This is a genomic window from Sporolactobacillus shoreae, from assembly GCF_004684935.1.
Lineage (GTDB): Bacteria > Bacillota > Bacilli > Bacillales > Sporolactobacillaceae > Sporolactobacillus > Sporolactobacillus shoreae.
On record NZ_SRJD01000007.1, the window covers coordinates 92,684 to 112,528 of the forward strand.

Below are 19,845 nucleotides of genomic sequence, written 5' to 3' on the forward strand. Positions count from 1 at the left end.
ATTTAATAGACTATAAGTGGGAAAAATTAATTTGATTGTTATGCTGCGATCCTATCATTTCAAATGTACATGCTTTCTATCGTATTTACCAGCATGATTCGAGATTTTACCAGTCACAGCCGTTCCGACAGTAATGGTCGCTTATTCAGCAAAAAAAACGGATTCATTAAGCTTGATGCGCGGATGAAGTGATTGGATCACAGGGCAGTTCTGAGGAATCTGCAGGAAAATTTGTTTGGCTGCCTCCTGATTTTTCTTAGGCACATTGATTAGAAAACGGACGTCAATCTTCGAGATCGGGTTGGGGTAAAAAGGGTTCTCCATATATTCGAAAGAAACTTTGATCAGCTGATATGGAATCCGCTGCCTGTTCAGCAGTTCCTCGAATACATAGCTGCTGCAAGCCGCCGCAGATGCGGCAATCAGCTGAACCGGGGAAAAACCCTCCTGCCTGCTGAGCAGCCAGTTTCCGTTTTCATGGACAAGTTCGATTGTTTCTGAGGATTGAATGAGTTCCATAAAGTTCACCTCATAACCAAGTTTAAACATCATAAAGCATGTAAACTCTGCATTGTTCTCCAATTATGCATATGAAAGGCAAAAATCGTTTATGTCCAACTGGAGGATAATCCAATCATCAATGGTCATCTACTTAGTTAATATTTTTTTATAAAGAATAGGCAATAGTTCGTCAATTATTGGATTTTTATATACAATCATACTTGCTTCTATCCATTCAATTCACTCAAAAAACCAGATAATACACTTCATTCCCGGTGCATTATCTGGCCAATTAATCTATTACCTTCAAAATTTCTATAGAGTTTACCTCAATTCTTTAACTTAATAACAATCACATCTTTAAGTTAGTCGTCGATGCGCTTCAGCCAGTTGTTCATACATATGTGTCGTCAAATCACGCATGAATGGAAAATACGGGCTGATTTTGTGACGGGCCTCGAGATCGATTTCAGCAATGGTGATACATTCACCCTCATAAGGAGCTTTACAGAGAATCGGAGATCCAGAAATTTTCTTTTCTTTATCTCCCGCGCTAACGACAAAACCTCCTCCCCAGTAGGTAATCGCTCCCTCTTGACCGACAAGATTGGTATACACAAAATTTATGGCGTTTTCAACTGCTCTTGCCTTAACAAGCGGTTCAAAAATTTCTCTTTCAAATGACGGGGAACCAGAAATGCCAACAATTAAATCCGCACCTTTAAGGGTAAGCAATCTTGCCAGTTCTGGGAACCAAATATCATAACAAATAAGCAAGCCAATTTTACCAATTGACGTCTCATATACCTGCAGGTCTTCTCCCGGCTTAAAATATCTGCGATCAGGAAAAGCTCCGGGACCAGTCGCTTCTGTCGCATGTCCGGGTAATGTATTTTTTCGCCATTTACCTACGAATCCCTCAGGGCCAACTAGAGCCGCTGCATTGTAGAGAATACCATCCACACTTGTCTCGGGCATCCCCCATATAATGTAGATGCCGAATTTCTCAGCTATCTTAGTGAAATGTTGAGTCGCAGCTCCCGGGATCCGCTCTGCCACTTCAAAAAATTGATCGCCACAGTTGTAGCCGGTTAGGACAAGCTCTGGAAAAACGACAAGTTGAGCACCTTGGCCAGCTGCTTCGGAAATGAACCTTTCCATTTTTTTAATATTTTTTTCTTTATCCCCAGTAATAGGTGTAATTTGCCCGATAGCTACTTTTGTCATGTGCACTCTCCTCTCAACAAAGATGTTAGGGAAATCCGCCCTTCATACAACGTTTTGGACATTCTAACAACTTAGAGATAGCTCTGTTTCTGATATGATCCTATTAATCAAAATTTGACATATTTCTTCTCAATCTTCGCTACCAAAGAATAGTAAGTATCAACCATATTGCCTACACTTAATTTGCCAATCTGCGAAAGCACTTGGTGAGCATCATATTTATCCCAGCCATACTCGACCATCCATTCAATCAGTTCAGCATAAGCGATTCTTGCAGCGTCTTCCATTGGGCGGGCACTACCTATGGCCATAAATTCTGACGGACTTTCAATACGTGGCCAGTTAATGGATTTACCTTTGATGAGATCGAATTTAATCGTTACTTTAGCAGGTATTTCAAGAGCAAAGCCACACAATTCACCATCACCCTGCCCCGCATGGCAATCACCTGTGTAGAAGTATGCCCCAGGGATGTTTACCGGTAAATAAACAATATTGCCAGGCTTCGTTTCCGGAGTATCCATATTTCCGCCATTGTCGAAGGGTGTTAGTGCAGATAATGCCTCCAGTCTAGGAGCCGTTGCAATTGTGCCGATAAATGGACGCCAAGGATAACTCATTCGATCGTTGTAAGTAATCATGTCTCCTTCAATCTTATAAATATAGACCTTTTCCGGCATTGGCTCAGCCAGCATTGGAGTTGAACGTGTAGGTGTCAGGCCTCCTAACCCCGGTTTATGGGCACTTACTGCATAGCCGCGTGTTGGCTCAATATTAATGATATGTGCTGCAAGCGTGTCTCCAGGTTCTGCCCCATCAATGTAGATTGGTCCTGTCTGAGGATTCGGATCTCCCTCAAGAATCTTTGAGGGTAAGTCTGTCTCCTTGGAAACACGATTTTCAAATGCATCCTTTGTATAAATAGCCACAGTTTCACCTGGTTCAATATGAACAATAGGTTCCGCATAACGGCTGAAAACATAACTATACTTGCCTGGTTGCTTTATTTCTTTCACAATAATTACCTCCAAATAATATTTATGTTAGGTTTTTAGCGGAGAGCTAAAAACTATAGCATGCAGATAAATTAGGTGAAGTTTAAAGAGTCTGATAAACTGTCTTTGTTCTGCATTTCCGGACGGACTTTATGGATAGAGTAATAGAATACTATCTATTAGTGTCACTCTTTAAATTCATTGAGGCAGATCAAATCTTTGTAATAATGTGGCTGCCGCATCATAACGAGATCTTTTCTACGGACAACATTGGTCGGATACCCACTATTTAAATTTCTCGTATCCATTTCTGAAAGTATTACTCCCTCATCATCGAACATCATCGATTCTGAACGTGGAAAACTAAAGGTGTCCGGCCCAAAAATCCCACTTTTGCCTAGATAGGCTTTCTCAGGAAGGTAAATGTTTGAAAATGCAACATACACATTGTTTTCACCTGCACGGACTCGAAAGAGATGCCAGTGATACGGATCTGCAGATGTTGGAATCGGATAGTTTTGTTTTACCGATGTTCCCTGATGACTCATCGTCATTAAATGAGGTATAGCAGAAGGACAAGCGATCAAATCACACCCTTGAAGAGATAGAATGCGTCCTGCTTCCGGCATGAACGCATCATAACCAATCAAGAGTCCAATTCTTCCAATAGGCAGATCAAAAATTTTCCACTCATTCCCACATGTAGCCCATTGTTTATCACTTTGATTCAAATGTATTTTCCGATATTTTCCAATGTACCCTTCTGGCCCTGTAAGAACGGCTGTGTTATAGAACAGACCGTGATCTTCTTCGATCAGCCCAGCAATCAGATATATCTTATATCTCATAGCGAGCCGCATAAGATATTCTGTGCCACCAACTGGAATAACTTCTGCAGAGGTTTGGTTTTCATAAAATCCGCTTAAAGCAAATTCAGGGAAAACAACCAATTCTGCGTCTTCATTTTTTGCTTTGACGACTTCTTCATTAATCTTCTTGTAATTCACTTTTTTATCATTTGATATTTTCATTTGTGCTACAGCGACTTTTGATTGCTTGCCCGGTGGCAACGGCCGATGTCCATAGAGTGAAAAGAAATCCAGAGGATTCCACAAGTAGGTATCTGTCAGTAGTGCTGAGTAAAGATCCGGACGGCGATCGGCAAATATTGTTTCTCCGTCAATACTCTTGTCCCTTGAATTTTTGATATCCATCTCGCCATACGCAATACCGTCCCCATAGTCAACCACTGACTGAATCGACCCATCCGGACTAATCACACAGCTGCCACCACTGAATTGGACCGTTCGTTCATACCCCCATCTGTTACTCTCCATCAAATAGCATCTGTTTTCGTAAGCACGATTAATCCAATAGGGTGCCGGTGTGCGTTCCGCAAGCCAGTTACTGATATGACAAATAACATCAGCACCATTCAAGGCAACCAGTCGGGCAGTTTCAATAAAATGAAGATCCATACATATCAGCAGAGCTATCCGTCCAATAGGTGTGTCAAAAACCTGATGCCCTAAGTCTCCTGCGGCCGCCCATTTAGGCTCAGAAATATAAAGATGCGTTTTCCTGTGTTTTCCGACAACACCCGCAGGACCTATTAAGGCCGCCGAATTATAATAAAGATTATTTTCAATATCCACTTCAGGCATACCAATGACAATGTAGCATGCATACTGCTTAGCCAATGTTTGAAACTTATCTGTTGTTGGTCCTGGTATTGTTTCGACAAAAGGGGCAATCTCCGAACGATCATACCAGCAATAACCTGTTGTCCCCATTTCAGGTGCAGTAATTAACTTTGCCCCATTCTTGGCTGCAGCCTCAACCAGGTTATATAACTTACTGATATTTCTTTCCTTTTCATACATTGTAGGTTCAAATTGAATAGCAGCCACTTTAACTGACATTTAATTACATTCCTTTCAATTCAAAATCCACTATTTAAAACAACGTAATCACACAGTTAAATAACTTTTTAAAACGTCATAATCCTGTAAGGCTTCCTGATTTATTTCGCCTTTGATCATTCCTTTATCCATGGCATAACAACGCTGTGATAATTGTTGAATCAGCGCCATATTCTGCTCTACAAATAAAACCGTCAGGCCCGTTTCATGATTAATTTGATTGACTATTTTACTGATCTGATTAACAATACTCGGCTGTATACCCTCCGATGGTTCATCCAGTATTAGAAGATCAGGATTGCCAACCAGAGCTCTTCCAATAGCTAAGGCAGCCTGCTCTCCTCCGCTAAGTGTTCCGGCTTTTTGTTTTCTACGTTCTTTTAACTTTGGAAAATAGTTATAAACAAGTTCTAATTTCAAATTTTCTTTCTGGAGATTAATCAATTTCCCCATTAGTAAGTTTTCTTCTACAGTTAAAGTTGGAAACACGCCATGTCCCTGAGGTACATAGCCTATTCCTCCACGTGCACGGTCAAATGCTTTAACATTTGTAATATTTTGATTTTTAAATGTAATGCTGCCCTTGTTGGTTTTCAATAGCCCCATTAGAGTTTTTATAAAAGTACTCTTTCCGACTCCGTTTCTTCCAATAATTGAAACAATTTCACCTTCGTTAATTTGAATATTGAAGTCTTTTACGACCTCAACTTTTCCGTATCCAGAAAACACACCCTCTGTATTTAGTATCATTTTTATCTCCCTTCTTCCTTGGTCATTATTCCAATTATTTTCCCAAATAAATGTCGATTACTTTTTGATTTGATGCAATTTCATCCACAGTTCCTTCTGCGAATTTATTGCCTAGATGAAGTACAGTAGCACTTTTTGCTATATTTTTAACAAAATCCATATCATGATCGATGAATAAAATGGTAAGGCCTTTATCATTCAACTTACGAATAAGATCAGAAGTATAATTTGTTTCTTCTGGTCCCAGCCCGGCTGCTGGTTCATCCAGCAAAAGCATTTTGGGCTTACACGCCAGTGCCATCCCTATTTCCAACCACTGTTGCTGCCCATGGGATAAATTATTAACAATTTTGGATTTTAAGTTCGTTATCTCCAACAAGTCGAATAATTCCATAATTTTATTGTTCATTTCTCTGCGCTTATAAAAATTTTGAGCAGCAATTTTCATGTTCTCATAGGCCGTCAGGTCACCATATACCCCGGGAATCTGCATTTTAATGCTGAGCCCGAGTTTTACCCTGTCCCAAGTTCTCTTGTTTGTAATAGCATTATTTTCAAATAAAATAGAGCCACTTGTCGGTTTGTAGACACCCATGATCATTTTAAAGATCGTACTCTTTCCCGCTCCATTAGGCCCGATTAAACAGTGTAAATCTCCTTTTTTGACTGATAGATTAATATTATCGACCGCCCGGAGTCCGCCAAAATATTTTCCTACTCCTTTTAGTTCCAGTATCGCTTTCTTATTAGTACTGTTCTCAACCGATGTTTTTTTCATGCAAATGCTCCTCTTGAACTTCTTTCATTTTACTTTCTCGATGGAAAAACAAGCGGTCTGATAAATGAAACAGGAAAACAATGATACCATCCGGAACGAATAGAGTGACCAATATTAAAATCAAGCCAAGAATGACCAAAGCGTATTGACTTCCGCTTGCGGAAAGCCCTTGGGCAAACCAATAATATAAAACGGTGAAAATGATTGATGCAGTAAAATTTTTTCTTCCTCCTGCTGCTACAAGAACGACTGGAATTGTAGCCGAAGACAATGCGAAAGCGGAAGGAGTAATATAGTTGCCCCAGGTGGCATATAGAATACCACTCAGTGACGCTAAAGCTCCGCCTGCCGCAAAAACCAGGGATTGTATTTTCGGCACGTTATACCCAAACATCTTTGTCCGTTCCCGATTCTCACGTATAGCAACGATCGCTGCACCAACTTTAGAATGTGTAAACAATTTTAAAAGGCAATAGATCACAAATAGAATAATCAGAACAAAGTAATAGAAGTTATTTCCGGAAAGACTAATTGGACCTAACTCCAGTGCAGGTATACCATTAATTCCGTTAAATCCTCCCAGGCTCACCTGACCGATGTTCCATGCAGATCCTGCCGTTTGTCCCATAAAAGTTGATAAGACTAGCGTTAAACAGAGCGTGATCAAACCGACAAAGACATCGTTCACACCCCCGTAGAACATAAAATAACCCAATATCCAAGCTGCAAGACCACCTAATATCACTCCTAAAAGTAATCCGAGCGGAGTAATTGCTGACGTTCCAGTTAGATTTAATGTCAAAACTGCATAGAAATAGCCGCCAATTCCAAAGAAAACTGCCTGACCAAAACTAAATATGCCGCAATACCCCCATATGAGTGTCAAGCTTAGTGATAAGAAGGCCATTGATAGAAAATAGGAAATGTTAAGTACACTATAGGAATCAATGAATAATGGGCATATAAAAAGGAAGAAAAAGATCAAGGCTGCTACGATATTTTCAGTTTTAATTTTTCCTTGAACCATCTACAATCACATCCTGCGTTTTCTTACAAACCATTTTTCTACTACTCCTGAAAATCCAAGTGGCAGTAATCTAATCACGAGAATGGCGCATATCAAGAGTCCAATTTCACCGAAAAAGGTCCCCCATGTGGTATCCAAAATGCTATTTACGATGCCAAGCACCCCTCCTGACAATGAAGTGCCTATAAGAGGATTGGCCCCTCCGACAATCACTGTGACAAAACTTTGCATTAAGAAACCTGTCCCAAATGTTGGAGAAATGGCCATCGTTGGTGCGTATAGTCCCCCTGTCAGGCCAGCAAACGCGGCGCCTATACTAAAAGTCATTGAATAGATCCTGTTAGTATTAACTCCCATACTCCTCGCAATTTCCTGATTTTGCATTGTCGCTCTTGAATACAAACCGAATTTTGTTTTCATAAAAATTAAATACAAAAGAAACAAGGCGCCAATAGATATTGCAAAAAGGAGTATTCTGTAAACAGAATAGGTACTTCCAGCGAAAGAAACCGATCCCAGTGGTGTTGACACTCCTTGTAATGAAGGGCCAAAAATGATCAGCATCCCCTGCTGAATAACCATGCTAATTCCCCAAGTGACAACAACGGAGTCTAGGGTTCTTCCATAGAGCCTGCAAATAATAAGACGATCAATCAAGTATCCCATGATCCCGACACCAATAGCACCGAAAACAATAGATATGATCAAAGGTACGCCAGCCTGAGCAGATAAAGTCGTTATATATGCACCGAGCATAATAAACTCTCCATGTGCGAGATTAATGATCTTCATCATGCCAAATATGACGGCCAGCCCAATCGCTGCCAAAATCAAAAATGAGAAATCATTGATAAATTGATTCATTAAACTTGATAGGCTCATTTCATCCTCCTATACTGCTAAACTGTGGTATTAAATGATAAATGGGGGGATTTCCCCCCCAATAATTGATTTTTGATTAGTTACCTAAAGGTGTATATTGGTGAGACTGCGGTTTTTTGGGCAAGTCTACCCCCTTTGCCGTTGAGAGCCAATCTGGCTTGACCGCTTTATATTCTGCATCAATTTGTATTTTTTGTTTACTATCGGTGTTTACCAGAAACATATTTCTAATGACGTGATGCGTTTTTGGATCTATTGTCACCGGTCCGGTAGGTCCGTTATAACTAATACCACTTTCAAGTGCCTTTATAACTGCATCCCGATCTGTTGTTTTCGCTTTTTGAACTGCTTTTGCCCAAAGCATAATTCCACTATATTCAGCTTCAGCTTCCTGTCCGACATATTTATCGTGAGGGAACTTTTTATAGAACGCATCAACAAATGTCTTTGCACCCGGATATTTTGTATCAAGTTCTTGCATAAAACTTGTTGTGACGTACATATTTGCCATTGTTGGTGGAGCAAAGCGCAATTGTTCATAGGTCTGAGCAAGGTTAACCGATGAAGCCATAGGTATGCTTTTGTCTCCTTGTTTGGCCCACTGCTCGTAGAATGCCGATTGGTTTTGACCAATAAGTAACGTTACAAGTACATCAGGCTTTGCAGCTTTGATCCGGCTGATTGTACTGCTGAACTGAGAGACATCCAATGGAATAAATTCCTGTCCAACCAGCTTTCCACCATCCTGCTTCACGGACTGTTGAACCCATTGTGCAGAGATCTGACCGAAGTTATAGTCAGCCGCAATCGTGTAAACGCGGGGACCAAATTTTTTAATCATATACTTCATCAATGGAACGATTTGTTGCTCCGGAACCGCTCCTGTTAAGAAAGTATCATTATCAGCTACTCCGCCTTCATATTGGTTATTATAGAAGTAGAGCATTTTATTCTGATCCATAATCGGCCGAATTGCTTCTCGTGAGGCGCTTGAATAAGCACCCATAATCGCTACGACATGATCTTGCAAAATTAATTTTTTAGCCATCTGTTGATAGACGCTGTTGTTAGATTGGGTATCAGGTGCGTCCAACACTACTTTTTTCCCTAATAAGCCACCCTGTTGATTAATTTGATCTACAGCCAATTCTGCTGCGTGATATTTTTGAATACCGACTAATGAAAAATCACCTGAGCGATCTTCAAGCAGACCCAATTTTATGGTTTTGCTGTTACTGCCTTGTGAAGAACCACTGCATCCTGACAAGGCAAGTACCATAATAAGAGTGAATATTAAAAACAGTGTAACTCCCTTAAAGCTTATCTTTTTCAGTTTCATCCTCTATTTTTTCCTCCTGCTTCTCGATGCTTTATTTTTCAACCTATTTTGGTAATAATCAGATATTTTTTCTATACGGACTCTAAGATATCCCAAGCTACCTACTCATCATTTGTTTCTCTCCACTCTTCTAATGTTGGCTCCCTCCTTTTCTCGCAATTCAATATGCTCCCACAGTCGAATAAAAAAAATTTGCTAAGCTGTGATTTCTAATCTCTGCTCTTCAGGACATCCCTTCTGTCGAAATATGTATTATTTGATGTAAGTTTACCTTACATGGAACATTATAAACAACATTATGTTGTATGTAAATATATTTTCTGACATTTTGTTGTATTTTTAATTTTTAACAATCTTTGATTGTATAATTCACCTCAAGAGTAAGAGGTGTTGACAAGTGACTACCTTTCCCGAAAGGTTAAGAGAATTACGAGAAGATGCTCAGCTAAAGCAAGAGGACATGGCAAAGAAACTCAATATAACGACTAGTGCGTATGGCTACTATGAACAAGGCAGAAATGAGCCTTCGTTGAATGCACTGCAAACGTTGTCAGTTCTATTTGATACATCGACTGACTATCTAATTGGTCTGACGAATGTCAAGAATCCCCCTTTGTTAATTAAAGTCACAGAGGAACTTTCTCTCTCAAATGAAGAAATTCAATTAATGATTGAATTGAAAAAGTACTCTCAGTTCATTGCAGATTTAGAAGTTGATCCTGAAACAAAAGTAGCAAAATTATATAAACTTTGGAAATTTATTAAAGATGAAATCGAATGATTGAATCCTATTTACCTGTTTCGATCCAAAAATCCCACATAATGAAACTAAGGATCTTACAACATTATTCTTGCTGTAAGATCCTTAGTTTCTTTTAAGATATTGCTCATTTTTTAATGAGTGATCTTCCATTCCGTAGTTCTATTTTTTCTAGCCGATTTCTGATGCTCTGTTGGGAGACCTTTTCTGTAGTCTGAGTACATTCTAATCAATGACCAATCAGATCCGCTGTTGGTATGAACAATCTAATGGGCATCTCTATTTCCCTTACACATTCCAAACACATTAAAAAGTCCGAGTGAGTAATTTATGACTCAGGGCCCTCTAAAATGTTTCAGTCTAATCCTTTAAAACAGCGTGGTAAGCAATCCCGCATACTCTTTAATAGCTGTAAAAGCTACTCCGCCATCGGACGGGACGAACTGCCCCGGATAAAGCGACAGTTTTTTGCTCGCCAGATAATCCGTCGGATAAGGCCCCACCCTGATCCCGATTTGGCTGAAATTCCGGACCGCGCGGGGCATATGAAAGGCTGACGTGACAAGGACAGGCCGCACGTAATGGAATCGTACCAGAATTTTTTTAGTATTAATCGCATTTTGACGCGTGGTAATGCTCTTATTTTCAACAATTACTTTATTCGCCGGCATGCCGAGAGCAATCAATTCTCTTTTGGCTATATCCGCTTCAACCCCGCTGTCCGGGTAGACTTTTCCTCCCGAAACAATAACGGGCAGGCCGGTTTCACGGTACAGTCGGAACGCGGTCATCAGCCGGTTCGCCGCATCTCCGGATAGCTGCCCTTCCCCATTCATATCCGGCGTGCCAAGTGTCGCCCCGCCCCCTAGCATCACAATCACGTCGCCATTTGGGTGGGCTGGCGGCTTATAGCTGTTCTCCAGCGGGTGGACGAGCAGGATTCCCGTCAGCGGGATGAAAGACAGATAAAGCAAAAGTGCGAATCCCCCGGTCAGGAAAAACAGTCTGCGGTTCCTTTGACGCAGCCATAGGCTCAAAATAACCATAAGGGTGAAAAAGAGGCCCGGGGGCAGGATAAATCCATAAATAAATTTAATAATGTATTCCATCGTGAACCCCGCTTTCCGGTTTCAGGTAGTTTTATTTTACTATATGGAATATATGGGCCCATTTCAAACTGGCAGTATAATTTTTTTGAAAACGCTCTATATCTTTCATTACTCAAACCGATATAATAGATAGGACTTGATACGAAAAAATCGTTTTTGTTCCCGGGAGGCCTATCTCATTGAATCTCATACGTCGCTTCACCAGAATCATTTCAAGGTTTCATATCCGCACTCTTTTTCTTCCGTTTGTCTTAGCCATAGTCATTATTCCGGATCTTTTCATTATTGGATCCGTTTATTCAAATATTAAGACACTCGGCGAAACGCGGCTACATTTGAGCTCCTCAGCAGCGGCATCAGCCGCCTTCCCCATTGTTGAACAGATAGGTATCATTGCCCTGATTACACTGGTTGTCCTTTTTATCCTCGTTTGGTTTGTCTGCCGTATTGTTTTTCTGAAACCAATGGACGGATTTATCAAGAGGCTGAATGCTGTGAGCGGACATGACCTGTCCAGACAGCTGGAGGATTCCGTTGTGACGAACAGGGAATTCGGCGAAATGCGAAACAGCGTCAATCAGATGATCGGTTCGTTGAATGGGATTATTAACACGATCAGGCATAAATCGGAAACGGTCGCAGCATCATCAGAGGAGCTAACCGCATCTTCAGAAGAGAACAAAGCCACAACCGATGAAATCGCTCATTCACTTCAGCTGGTGGCATCGGCCACAGATAAGGATCTTCAAAGCGTCAATGTAGCAAAGAAAGATAATGACGGCATTAACATGTCCATTGTCGCCATTACGATGGATACAATGAAACTTGCTGAGTCTGCAAAGGAATCCGTCCGGACAGCCCGGATCGGTGAAAAAGAAATGATACGGGCGACACAGCAGATGCGAGAGATCAAGGAGACCGTCAACGAACTGGCCGAAATGGTCGGAAAGCTGAGCACCCAGACACAGGATGTTAATCAGATCATCCGCGACATCAACGACATTGCCGATCAGACACAGCTTCTGTCGCTGAATGCATCTATTGAAGCTGCCCGCGCCGGGGAACAGGGCAAAGGATTTTCCGTTGTCGCCGATGAGATCGGAAAACTGGCCGATCAATCTGCGGAGTCGGCGCAGAAGGTTCATGAAATTCTGGCGGCGATTCAGAATGAGACCGAGCGTGTGGCCCAATCAATGGGCGTTGGCGTCGCAAAGGTTGACCAGGGCATGGAGACGGTCGAACGCACAGGGAAATCATTCAAACAGATTGAAGATCTTGTGAATGAGACCAGTGAAAAAATGAAAACCGTCGACTCCGAAGTCAATAAAATTTCCCAGGTCTCCTTCAAAGCCGCAGCAGCCTATAAGACCATCGAAACAGCGGCTCTTGCGACCTCCGAACAGACCCTTACGATTTCGAGCGCGTCCAAAGAGCAGGCTGCCGCCGCTGAAGAAGTGGCTAATAGTGCGGGCGCGCTCGCGGCGATCGCCGATGAACTGCACCAGGTGGTCATCTCTTTTAAAGTCAAAGCGGATTAACTTTTCAAATCAGATTTAAGAGAACGGTCAACGTTACGACACTGGCAAGCGTCGTAATCAGGGTGCAGCTGGAAACAAACTGCGGCCGCGCATTAAACTGGATTGCGTACAAAGTAGTATTCGCCGCACTTGGCATCGCTGCCATCACAATGATCACATTTCTCAGCAGCGGGCTTACCGGGAAAAGCAGACAGATGATAAAAGCAATCACAGGTGAAAGGATCAGCCGAACCAGCGAGACGAGGCTGATCTTTTTCCAATTCATTTTCCGTATCGCCACATTTGCCAGCTGCATCCCCAGAATGATCATAATGATTGGAACAGCTGTATTGCCGATCATTTCAATACTTTCCAGAAAATTTCCGGGAATGCGGATCTGAAATTGCTGCATAAGTATCGCCGGGATAATCACGTAATTCATTGGCTGCTTTAGAACGGTCTGCAGCGAAACTTTGGCTCCACCGCGTCCGTTCGCCGCGATATAGATTCCGATGATTCCCATCAAGATCGCGTGGCAGATCATCAGCGGCATCGCGTAAGCCACACCCTGTTTTCCGAAAGCGAACATCACGATTGGAATACCGTAATTGCCACTGTTCGGAAAAATGGTGGACAGAAGGAAGGCATTGGCTTCACCTTTGTCATATTTCAGCAGCTTGCATAGAAATACCCCAAAAACAATCAGAACGGCCATGATCAGTACCGAAGTAACCACGATATAGAAAAAATTCATATTTAATGGTACTGTGTAAAACGTATCAAACACGAGAAACGGCAGAAGCAGATACACTGCAAGTGTCGAGATCGGCTTCAAATCCAGCATGAACACACGCTGCAAAACAAAACCGCACACAAAAATCAGAAAAACCGGCAAAATTACTTCAGCAAAAATAAGAATTGCAAATCCCCTCCGTCCGCATCATCCCGCGGTCTGTCTCTAAGAATACAACTTCTTACATTTTACATGATTTAGAAAAAGTTTCATCGGAATTTATTCGGAGGTGGGCTTATTTTTCTGAAGTTCATCCGAATTGTATATGGTTTCCTCAAGCTTTGGAGAACGCATCCAAAAGTAAAAAAATCAGACCTGATTTCCAAACCCTGGTCCAATAAGAAAATATATCAGAACTCAGACAGATTTATCGGAACTCGGTAAAATATATCAGAACTCGGATCAATTTATCAGAACTCAAGCAATTTTATCGGAACTCAGCAATCTCGGGTTCGCTTTTCATAAGATCTTCTGTTGTACCGCTTAGCCATAGTAATCTACAGATCTTTTTTTATAATGGTCCTTTACAATGAAAAATCCCGGGCAGGTGACTTTCCTGCTCAGGATTTTATTTCAATTGTTTTTTATTCATTCGTCGTGTTGCCGAGTTGTTTTTCGATCATGTCGTGCACACGCTGCTTTTCCGCATCACTGACGACCAGATAGTCGACTCCGTTGATCTTCTCGGGCGTCGTATTGACTTCGTAATTAATCGTATGCTTGCTGGCATTCCGGTAGTGGAGCGCTATATTTTTCATATCGTCAAAGGTCATGTTCGTCTTAACGTTATTTCCGATTGCCTGCAAAATTTGGGAGTAACGGGAAACAGAGCTGACATTGGCCATCTTGTTCACGATCGCCATAATCACTTCGCGCTGGCGTTTATTCCTGCCGAGATCACCCTGCGGATCAAGATGGCGCATGCGGACATACCCCATTGCCATTGCCCCGTCTGTCAGCGTGATTTTCCCCGTTTTGAAGTGGTAACCCTTTTTATAGTACCCCTCATCGATCCAGTCCACCGTGTTATTGACCGTTACACCGCCAATGGCGTCGACCAGATCACTCATGCCCTGCATGTTGATCTTGATATAAAAGTCGAAAGGGATGTTCCCGACAAAATTGCTCACTGTATCTTCAGCCATCTGTACGCCGCCGAATGCGTAAGCAGCGTTGATTTTATCCAGCGTCCCGCGTCCGACAATATCAGTCCGGGTATCGCGTGGTATCGAGATCATCTGCATCGTGCCCGTTTTCGGATTCAGTGTCAGTGCAATAATCGTGTCGGATCTTCCGGAATCATTTTTACGTTCGTCAACTCCAAGAAGCAGAATGCTGATCGGTTTCTGGACAGCAACGGTCTGATGATTGCCCTTACCGCCTTTTACATCATACATTTTCTGCGCTGTCGCGGCTGCTGAATGCCACATCCACCAGGCATATCCACCTCCGGCAGCCAGGAGGAAAACAAGAATAGAACCTACCGTGAGCAAAAACTTCTTCACTATTATCTTTCCTTTAATCTCTAAATTTCGACAAAATTACAGTCAATTAGTATAACATTCGTCTCTTTTTGACAAAATGAGGGGTGGGTCAGATCATTTTTAAAGAAATTTGAATCCACACTATTATCTTCCAAATTCCAAGAAACGGTTTACCAGGAATCTTCTTAACACACTACTTGCAAGCGGATTAAAAGCTGGAAGCGTCGGACGAAGATGAAGAGTCCGTCGTATCCTGCCTGTTGGTGATATTCTGACCGATAATCTTCAATGTGCCGGGCGCTGTTTCCTGGAGTTTATAAGTATTGGTGTACGAAAAACTCTTAGTCGTATAATCACCGGTATCGGGGTCTGTAATCTCCTCATCCCAGCTTTCATCAACCTGGGCGCTGAACACGCCATTGCCGAGGCTCTGCACGCTATTGATTGTATAATCCGAGTTGGTTTCGCTAATGCCCTGTTTATTAAAACTTTGTGCGTTTTTCAACTGAGCGGCAGCGTAACTTGTGCCGGTTTCAAAATAGTTGGCGAAATCAGATGTATCGCCACTGGACACGGCATTCGAAAGGGCATCGTAGAACCCGGAGAAGTAACTGTTCAGTGTATCAATGTTCCCCTGTTCATCGTTGCTGTTCAGAACATAGAAATCGCCTGAATTCACCTCGGAGAAGTCGAGTTCAATACCACTGTTCTGGGCATCGTCAAATGTCATGCTGCTGTCGTCATAATTTGAACCGTCAGGAGTGATCGATACCGGACTGGTCTGTATGGATTTCCCGTTCACCGTATATTTAGCGTAGAACACCGGAGTGTCATTTTTCTTAAACGGACCATATTCTCCCACTTCAGCGATTGTTTTCCCTGTATCCTGATCATTGACAAAAAGCTCAGCATCGCTGATGTTGCTGCTGACCCTGACATAAATGCCGGAAAAGTCGACAGACTTTCCTGAAGAAGTCAGACTGACAACTTTCGTCGTGTTCAGGGTCTTTGATTTCCCGTAGATTGTATATTCACCTGGAATCACCGGTCCTACAGTGAGTGTCTGAGGTGTATTGCTGTCCGCCTCAGAGGCAACTTTCGACTGTCCGACACCTTGTATCCCCACTTGCATCCCCTGCAGGTTTGTCGTCACTTTGGCCTGAACCGTGTCCGTCCCGATCCGATAGTTGTCAAAAATCAGAAACCTCTTGCCAGACCTCTGCAGATAATAAGGTGTGTCGCCGGTTGTCCGGTTTGGTGATGCTGCTGACGCATCCAGTGCTGTAACAATTGAGTGATATGTATCTGGCTGATTTTTAAACAGATTAAGCATCGCCCTGATCTGGGCATCTGTCACGCCTGTGTGCTCATTCGGCTGAATCAGCGACTTAAGTTCCGACACGTTCTGATCGCGGACAGCCTGCTCGAAAGCATCCACCGTCCGGCTCGGGTCGGTCAAGTATTTTCCTGTAAAATAGGCGGCCGTGCCCAATACGACGATGATCAGAATCGGGATGAGCCAGAGCTTCTTATGCGACTTCGACTTAGTACCACTCGCGGTGCGTGTTTCGCCTGGGGCCATTCCGGCTGGAACATGAGCCAGCGCAATCTTTTCAGGGTGCGAGCTTAATGATTCCTCAGGCACTCGGATATTTTCAGGAGGATGCACCATCTCGGGCCTTCTGCGTATTTCAATATCCGGTTCACTCGGAATGCCCGGGATATCCGCCGGATCCTCATTTTCAGAAGCGGCCGGTCGATCCGGCACTTCTTCACCGGACGTTTCAGGATTATCCGACAATTTAGCATCTGATAGAAGATCCTGACTCTTTACTTCAGGTATATCAGGTGATTTTGCTGCTTCAGAATCCCGGGGAGCTTCCGATACTGGAGGCTCAGGCTGAGCCGAGCTTTCAGATGCTTGAGTGACTTCCGGAATTTCAGGAGGATCAGAGATTTCAGAAGTGTTAGATCTTTCAACACTTTTCGGAACATCAGGCGGCTTCGGTGTTTCCGGTTGCAGCGGGACAGGTGGAATTGCCAGCGGAATGCCGCATTTGGCACAGAATTTCGCATCATCCGGATTCTTAGCGCCGCAATTTTTGCAGAACAAATGATAGGCCTTCTTTCTGATCAAGGATAAGAAATAATAAATGCAGATTAATTATACCATTATTAAAGTCCCGGATTTGCACTTTTGTTGTCGTTATTTCACATATTTGCATGGATTTTCTATGAGAAAAAGCACCTATTAAAAACTCTGAAGCTTTTTCTACAATTTTGTTGCTACAAATGATGGTTTATCGCACGCAAGCCCTCTCCCTTGCACGGAACGTGTGAGGGAGAGGGCTTTTCTTTGAATCTTTTATTGTGTTACAAAAATCGAAGGCCCGAATAACTCTTTCCTAGTTTTCTTTTCGTCCAGACCACTTCGGCACGGACAAGATTCATTCTTTCTGATTCGGAAGAAAGGGCATATTTTTCATGAAGGACAAGAGGAAATCGGCTTCGGATCTGGCATCCGGTTGAACTGATATCCATGATGGTCACAGGCTTCTCCATCGGACGGACTATTTGTTCCTGATAAGAAGTACTCTGTGCAAGTGCGGCGGCTGCCTCAAACGCGGCCTGATGAATCCTTTCAGAGGATATTTTAAGGAGATAACCTTCGGCCTGAATCACTTCCCGGACGTATTGGCGGCGCCGGTCCTTGAGCGGCACAAAGGAATTACGGGAAAAGCGGTAGAGTGTCCGAATAAATCCCGACCGCTGCTCGACAAACGGGCGGCGAGGATTATTCATATTGAACAGCAGCTGAATCACACGGATATACTGGGACTCACTTAACGCGTCAAAATGGAGTCCAAGAAACGCGCCATTAGTTACGGAATCCGGCGATATCCAAATCATTTTACAGGCCAGTTCGCCGACACCTTCAATCGTCAGAGCGCGCGCCACCAGATTCAGATCGTTATGGATCTTCCGGTCATCAATAGAAACACGGGCCCCGGTTTCACTCATATCGACGATTTGCGCCTGGACGTCGTAGGCCGATCCATCCGGAGCCATCATGTGAAGCCGCGCGCGTTGCCGAACAGCAAAACGCTCAGCTCGCCGGAAACGCGGCCGGTTGACGGCAACCGTTACCGAAACAATCAGTCCGGTCATGTTGTAGAGTGCCCAAAACAGGTTGAAACTGACACTGTTGATCGCCACATTGTGAAAATAGAAATAATCGACCGCCACTTTTGCTAATGCGGTCAGAGTAAGTACCAGAAGAATCAAATGCGGTAGAATCGTCAGCCACTGGAAGTCCCTCCGGTCGGATCTTTCCCCTTTTGGTGTGACTTTGAAATGAACCTGCTTATTGAAAAAAAGCTCCATCAGCACCGATAGGGCCAGCCTCGGGGCCATCGATGTGTCGTAGATATGGCTCCAGATCATGCTGCGCTGCCGCTTCGAGACAATACGGAAAGCCAGCACTGTGCCAAGGAAAAAGGGGAGCCAGAAAATTATAATAGAAAAAATATCTGTCTTCAGCGAATAGATGCCAAGTAGTAAAAATGCCAGCGGCGCCGCCACGTAAACCAGCTTAAAGAGGCCGAAGAACCAATAAATCAGCCCGTCCATGTAAAGCAGGCGCTGCATCAGTGTCAAACCGCTCATGGTCAGAGGATTCCACTTTTTCGCACATTGAATATTTCCCCGACACCATCGATCGCGCTGCTTCAGCATATCACTCCACGATTCCGGCGCGAGGCCCATTGCCAGCACCTCGCCGACGAATTTCGTTTTGTATTTTTTCGATTGCAGGATCATGCCGGTCGCCATATCTTCGGTGATAACCCCCGTTGCGAATCCCCCAATGGCATCAAGCGCTGTACGGCGAAAGACTGCATTGCTGCCGACAAACATCACTCCGTTGAAGCGTGCCTTGCCGGCCTGTAGCGTCCGCATGAAAAAGTCCTGCTCATTCGGCACATGATGCGTGGAAAATGTATTGTACTGATAGGGATCGTCATTATAAAAAGCCTGAGGTGTCTGGACGAAAGCCACTTCAGGTTCTGAAAAATAACCCAGTGTCTGACGCAGAAAAGGTGCCAGAGGAACCATATCGGCGTCAAGAGTGACGATAAAGTCTCCTTCTGAATGCTGCAGTGCATGATTCAGATTTCCCGCCTTAGCCGATGTGTGATCGGTTCGGGCCAGATACCGAACATGGAACTGTTCCGCCATTCTTTGGACTTCTTCACGGCCGCCATCATCGCACAGATAAATCGTACAAAGACCGGGAGGATAATCAAGATTCAGACAGCCGGCTATGGTCCGCTTTAAAACAGAAACAGGTTCATTATACGTTGCAATCAGAATGTCAACAGTCGGAATTTTTTCAAGCCTCTCCAGTGGAACTGTCTTCTGATCGGCGGGTTTCCAAACTAAAGTGTAAAAAATTAGCATCTGCAAGAAACCAATAAATTCTGTCGCAAGCAAAATAATGCCCGCAATGATATTGGCTAGGCCATCGCCGGGCAGCGTAAAAAAAATTCTCCAGACCAGGTAGATCGCGCTTATCATGCAGCACAACAGAATCAACGGCTTCTTAAAAATATTTTCACGCCACAAAGCGCCCAAAAAGAATATAAGTAACAGGCCGATCATTACGGCAGGATAGATATCTTGAGAGAACCACAAATTTCAGCACCCACTTTACCTCATGAAAGCAATTGGTATCCGCTGCGCGTTTTATAGCTGATGAGACAT

Annotated in this window: 16 protein-coding genes; 2 read left to right on the forward strand and 14 right to left on the reverse strand. The window is 43.2% G+C overall.

The features are described from left to right. Positions 1-141 precede the first annotated feature (141 nt). The 9 genes from E4665_RS08190 to E4665_RS08230 form a co-directional block, all read right to left on the reverse strand. The gene (locus E4665_RS08190) at positions 142-519 is read right to left on the reverse strand and encodes an OsmC family protein (RefSeq protein WP_135348303.1); all 378 of its coding nucleotides are present in this window, start codon (positions 517-519) and stop codon (positions 142-144) included. A 342-nt stretch (positions 520-861) separates the two neighbouring features. Then, positions 862-1,728: a carbon-nitrogen hydrolase family protein gene (locus E4665_RS08195; protein WP_135348304.1), complete on the reverse strand. Its 867-nt coding sequence runs from the start codon at positions 1,726-1,728 to the stop codon at positions 862-864. Positions 1,729-1,835: 107 nt separating this feature from the next. Then, positions 1,836-2,744 carry an acetamidase/formamidase family protein gene (locus tag E4665_RS08200; protein WP_206663570.1) on the reverse strand — a complete coding sequence of 303 codons (909 nt, stop codon included), beginning with the start codon at positions 2,742-2,744 and terminating at the stop codon, positions 1,836-1,838. A 164-nt stretch (positions 2,745-2,908) separates the two neighbouring features. After that, entirely contained in the window at positions 2,909-4,645 is a 1,737-nt protein-coding gene (locus E4665_RS08205) for a nitrilase-related carbon-nitrogen hydrolase (protein WP_135348305.1), read from the reverse strand. 48 nt (positions 4,646-4,693) lie between these two features. After that, the gene (locus E4665_RS08210) at positions 4,694-5,395 is read right to left on the reverse strand and encodes an ABC transporter ATP-binding protein (protein WP_135348306.1); all 702 of its coding nucleotides are present in this window, start codon (positions 5,393-5,395) and stop codon (positions 4,694-4,696) included. A gap of 34 nt (positions 5,396-5,429) precedes the next feature. Continuing rightward, complete coding sequence (locus E4665_RS08215) at positions 5,430-6,173, reverse strand: ABC transporter ATP-binding protein (protein WP_135348307.1); 744 nt, start codon at positions 6,171-6,173, stop codon at positions 5,430-5,432. Further along, positions 6,154-7,200 (reverse strand): ABC transporter permease subunit, encoded by a 1,047-nt coding sequence (locus E4665_RS08220; protein ID WP_135348308.1) that lies wholly within the window; start codon positions 7,198-7,200, stop codon positions 6,154-6,156. The genes E4665_RS08215 and E4665_RS08220 overlap by 20 nt, the downstream gene beginning before the upstream one ends. 6 nt (positions 7,201-7,206) lie before the next feature. Then, complete coding sequence (locus tag E4665_RS08225; RefSeq protein ID WP_135348309.1) at positions 7,207-8,082, reverse strand: ABC transporter permease subunit; 876 nt, start codon at positions 8,080-8,082, stop codon at positions 7,207-7,209. Between the two features lie 76 nt (positions 8,083-8,158). Beyond that, the gene (locus E4665_RS08230; protein WP_174845468.1) at positions 8,159-9,421 is read right to left on the reverse strand and encodes an urea ABC transporter substrate-binding protein; all 1,263 of its coding nucleotides are present in this window, start codon (positions 9,419-9,421) and stop codon (positions 8,159-8,161) included. A 397-nt stretch (positions 9,422-9,818) separates the two neighbouring features. Between E4665_RS08230 and E4665_RS08235 the strand changes: the two genes are divergently transcribed. Continuing rightward, a complete protein-coding gene (locus E4665_RS08235) occupies positions 9,819-10,202 on the forward strand; it encodes a helix-turn-helix domain-containing protein (protein WP_135348310.1) in 384 nt (127 codons plus the stop codon). A gap of 347 nt (positions 10,203-10,549) precedes the next feature. On the opposite strand, the gene E4665_RS08240 is transcribed toward E4665_RS08235, so the two are convergent. Next, positions 10,550-11,290 (reverse strand): YdcF family protein, encoded by a 741-nt coding sequence (locus E4665_RS08240; RefSeq protein ID WP_135348311.1) that lies wholly within the window; start codon positions 11,288-11,290, stop codon positions 10,550-10,552. A 179-nt stretch (positions 11,291-11,469) separates the two neighbouring features. Here E4665_RS08240 and E4665_RS08245 point away from each other — a divergent pair, with 179 nt between their 5' ends. Further along, a complete protein-coding gene (locus tag E4665_RS08245) occupies positions 11,470-12,828 on the forward strand; it encodes a methyl-accepting chemotaxis protein (protein WP_135348312.1) in 1,359 nt (452 codons plus the stop codon). A gap of 4 nt (positions 12,829-12,832) precedes the next feature. Here the strand turns inward: E4665_RS08245 and E4665_RS08250 are convergent, their stop codons facing one another. From E4665_RS08250 to E4665_RS08265, 4 genes are all read right to left on the reverse strand, one after another. After that, a complete protein-coding gene (locus E4665_RS08250) occupies positions 12,833-13,702 on the reverse strand; it encodes an AEC family transporter (protein WP_277752216.1) in 870 nt (289 codons plus the stop codon). Positions 13,703-14,184: 482 nt separating this feature from the next. Next, on the reverse strand, positions 14,185-15,108 hold the full coding sequence (locus E4665_RS08255; protein ID WP_174845469.1) for an LCP family glycopolymer transferase: 924 nt from the start codon (positions 15,106-15,108) through the stop codon (positions 14,185-14,187). A 184-nt stretch (positions 15,109-15,292) separates the two neighbouring features. After that, positions 15,293-17,197 (reverse strand): TcaA 3rd/4th domain-containing protein, encoded by a 1,905-nt coding sequence (locus tag E4665_RS08260; protein ID WP_167815157.1) that lies wholly within the window; start codon positions 17,195-17,197, stop codon positions 15,293-15,295. A 260-nt stretch (positions 17,198-17,457) separates the two neighbouring features. Continuing rightward, a complete protein-coding gene (locus E4665_RS08265; RefSeq protein ID WP_241654749.1) occupies positions 17,458-19,776 on the reverse strand; it encodes a glycosyltransferase in 2,319 nt (772 codons plus the stop codon). Positions 19,777-19,845: the final 69 nt, after the last annotated feature.

Excerpts from the sequence above, each read along its gene's own strand:
- E4665_RS08190 (WP_135348303.1), bottom strand. The coding sequence starts at position 519 with ATGGAACTCATTCAATCCTCAGAAACAATCGAACTTGTCCATGAAAAC.
- E4665_RS08195 (WP_135348304.1), bottom strand. The coding sequence starts at position 1,728 with ATGACAAAAGTAGCTATCGGGCAAATTACACCTATTACTGGGGATAAA.
- E4665_RS08205 (WP_135348305.1), bottom strand. The coding sequence starts at position 4,645 with ATGTCAGTTAAAGTGGCTGCTATTCAATTTGAACCTACAATGTATGAA.
- E4665_RS08210 (WP_135348306.1), bottom strand. The coding sequence starts at position 5,395 with ATGATACTAAATACAGAGGGTGTGTTTTCTGGATACGGAAAAGTTGAG.
- E4665_RS08215 (WP_135348307.1), bottom strand. The coding sequence starts at position 6,173 with ATGAAAAAAACATCGGTTGAGAACAGTACTAATAAGAAAGCGATACTG.
- E4665_RS08220 (WP_135348308.1), bottom strand. The coding sequence starts at position 7,200 with ATGGTTCAAGGAAAAATTAAAACTGAAAATATCGTAGCAGCCTTGATC.
- E4665_RS08225 (WP_135348309.1), bottom strand. The coding sequence starts at position 8,082 with ATGAGCCTATCAAGTTTAATGAATCAATTTATCAATGATTTCTCATTT.
- E4665_RS08230 (WP_174845468.1), bottom strand. The coding sequence starts at position 9,421 with ATGAAACTGAAAAAGATAAGCTTTAAGGGAGTTACACTGTTTTTAATA.
- E4665_RS08240 (WP_135348311.1), bottom strand. The coding sequence starts at position 11,290 with ATGGAATACATTATTAAATTTATTTATGGATTTATCCTGCCCCCGGGC.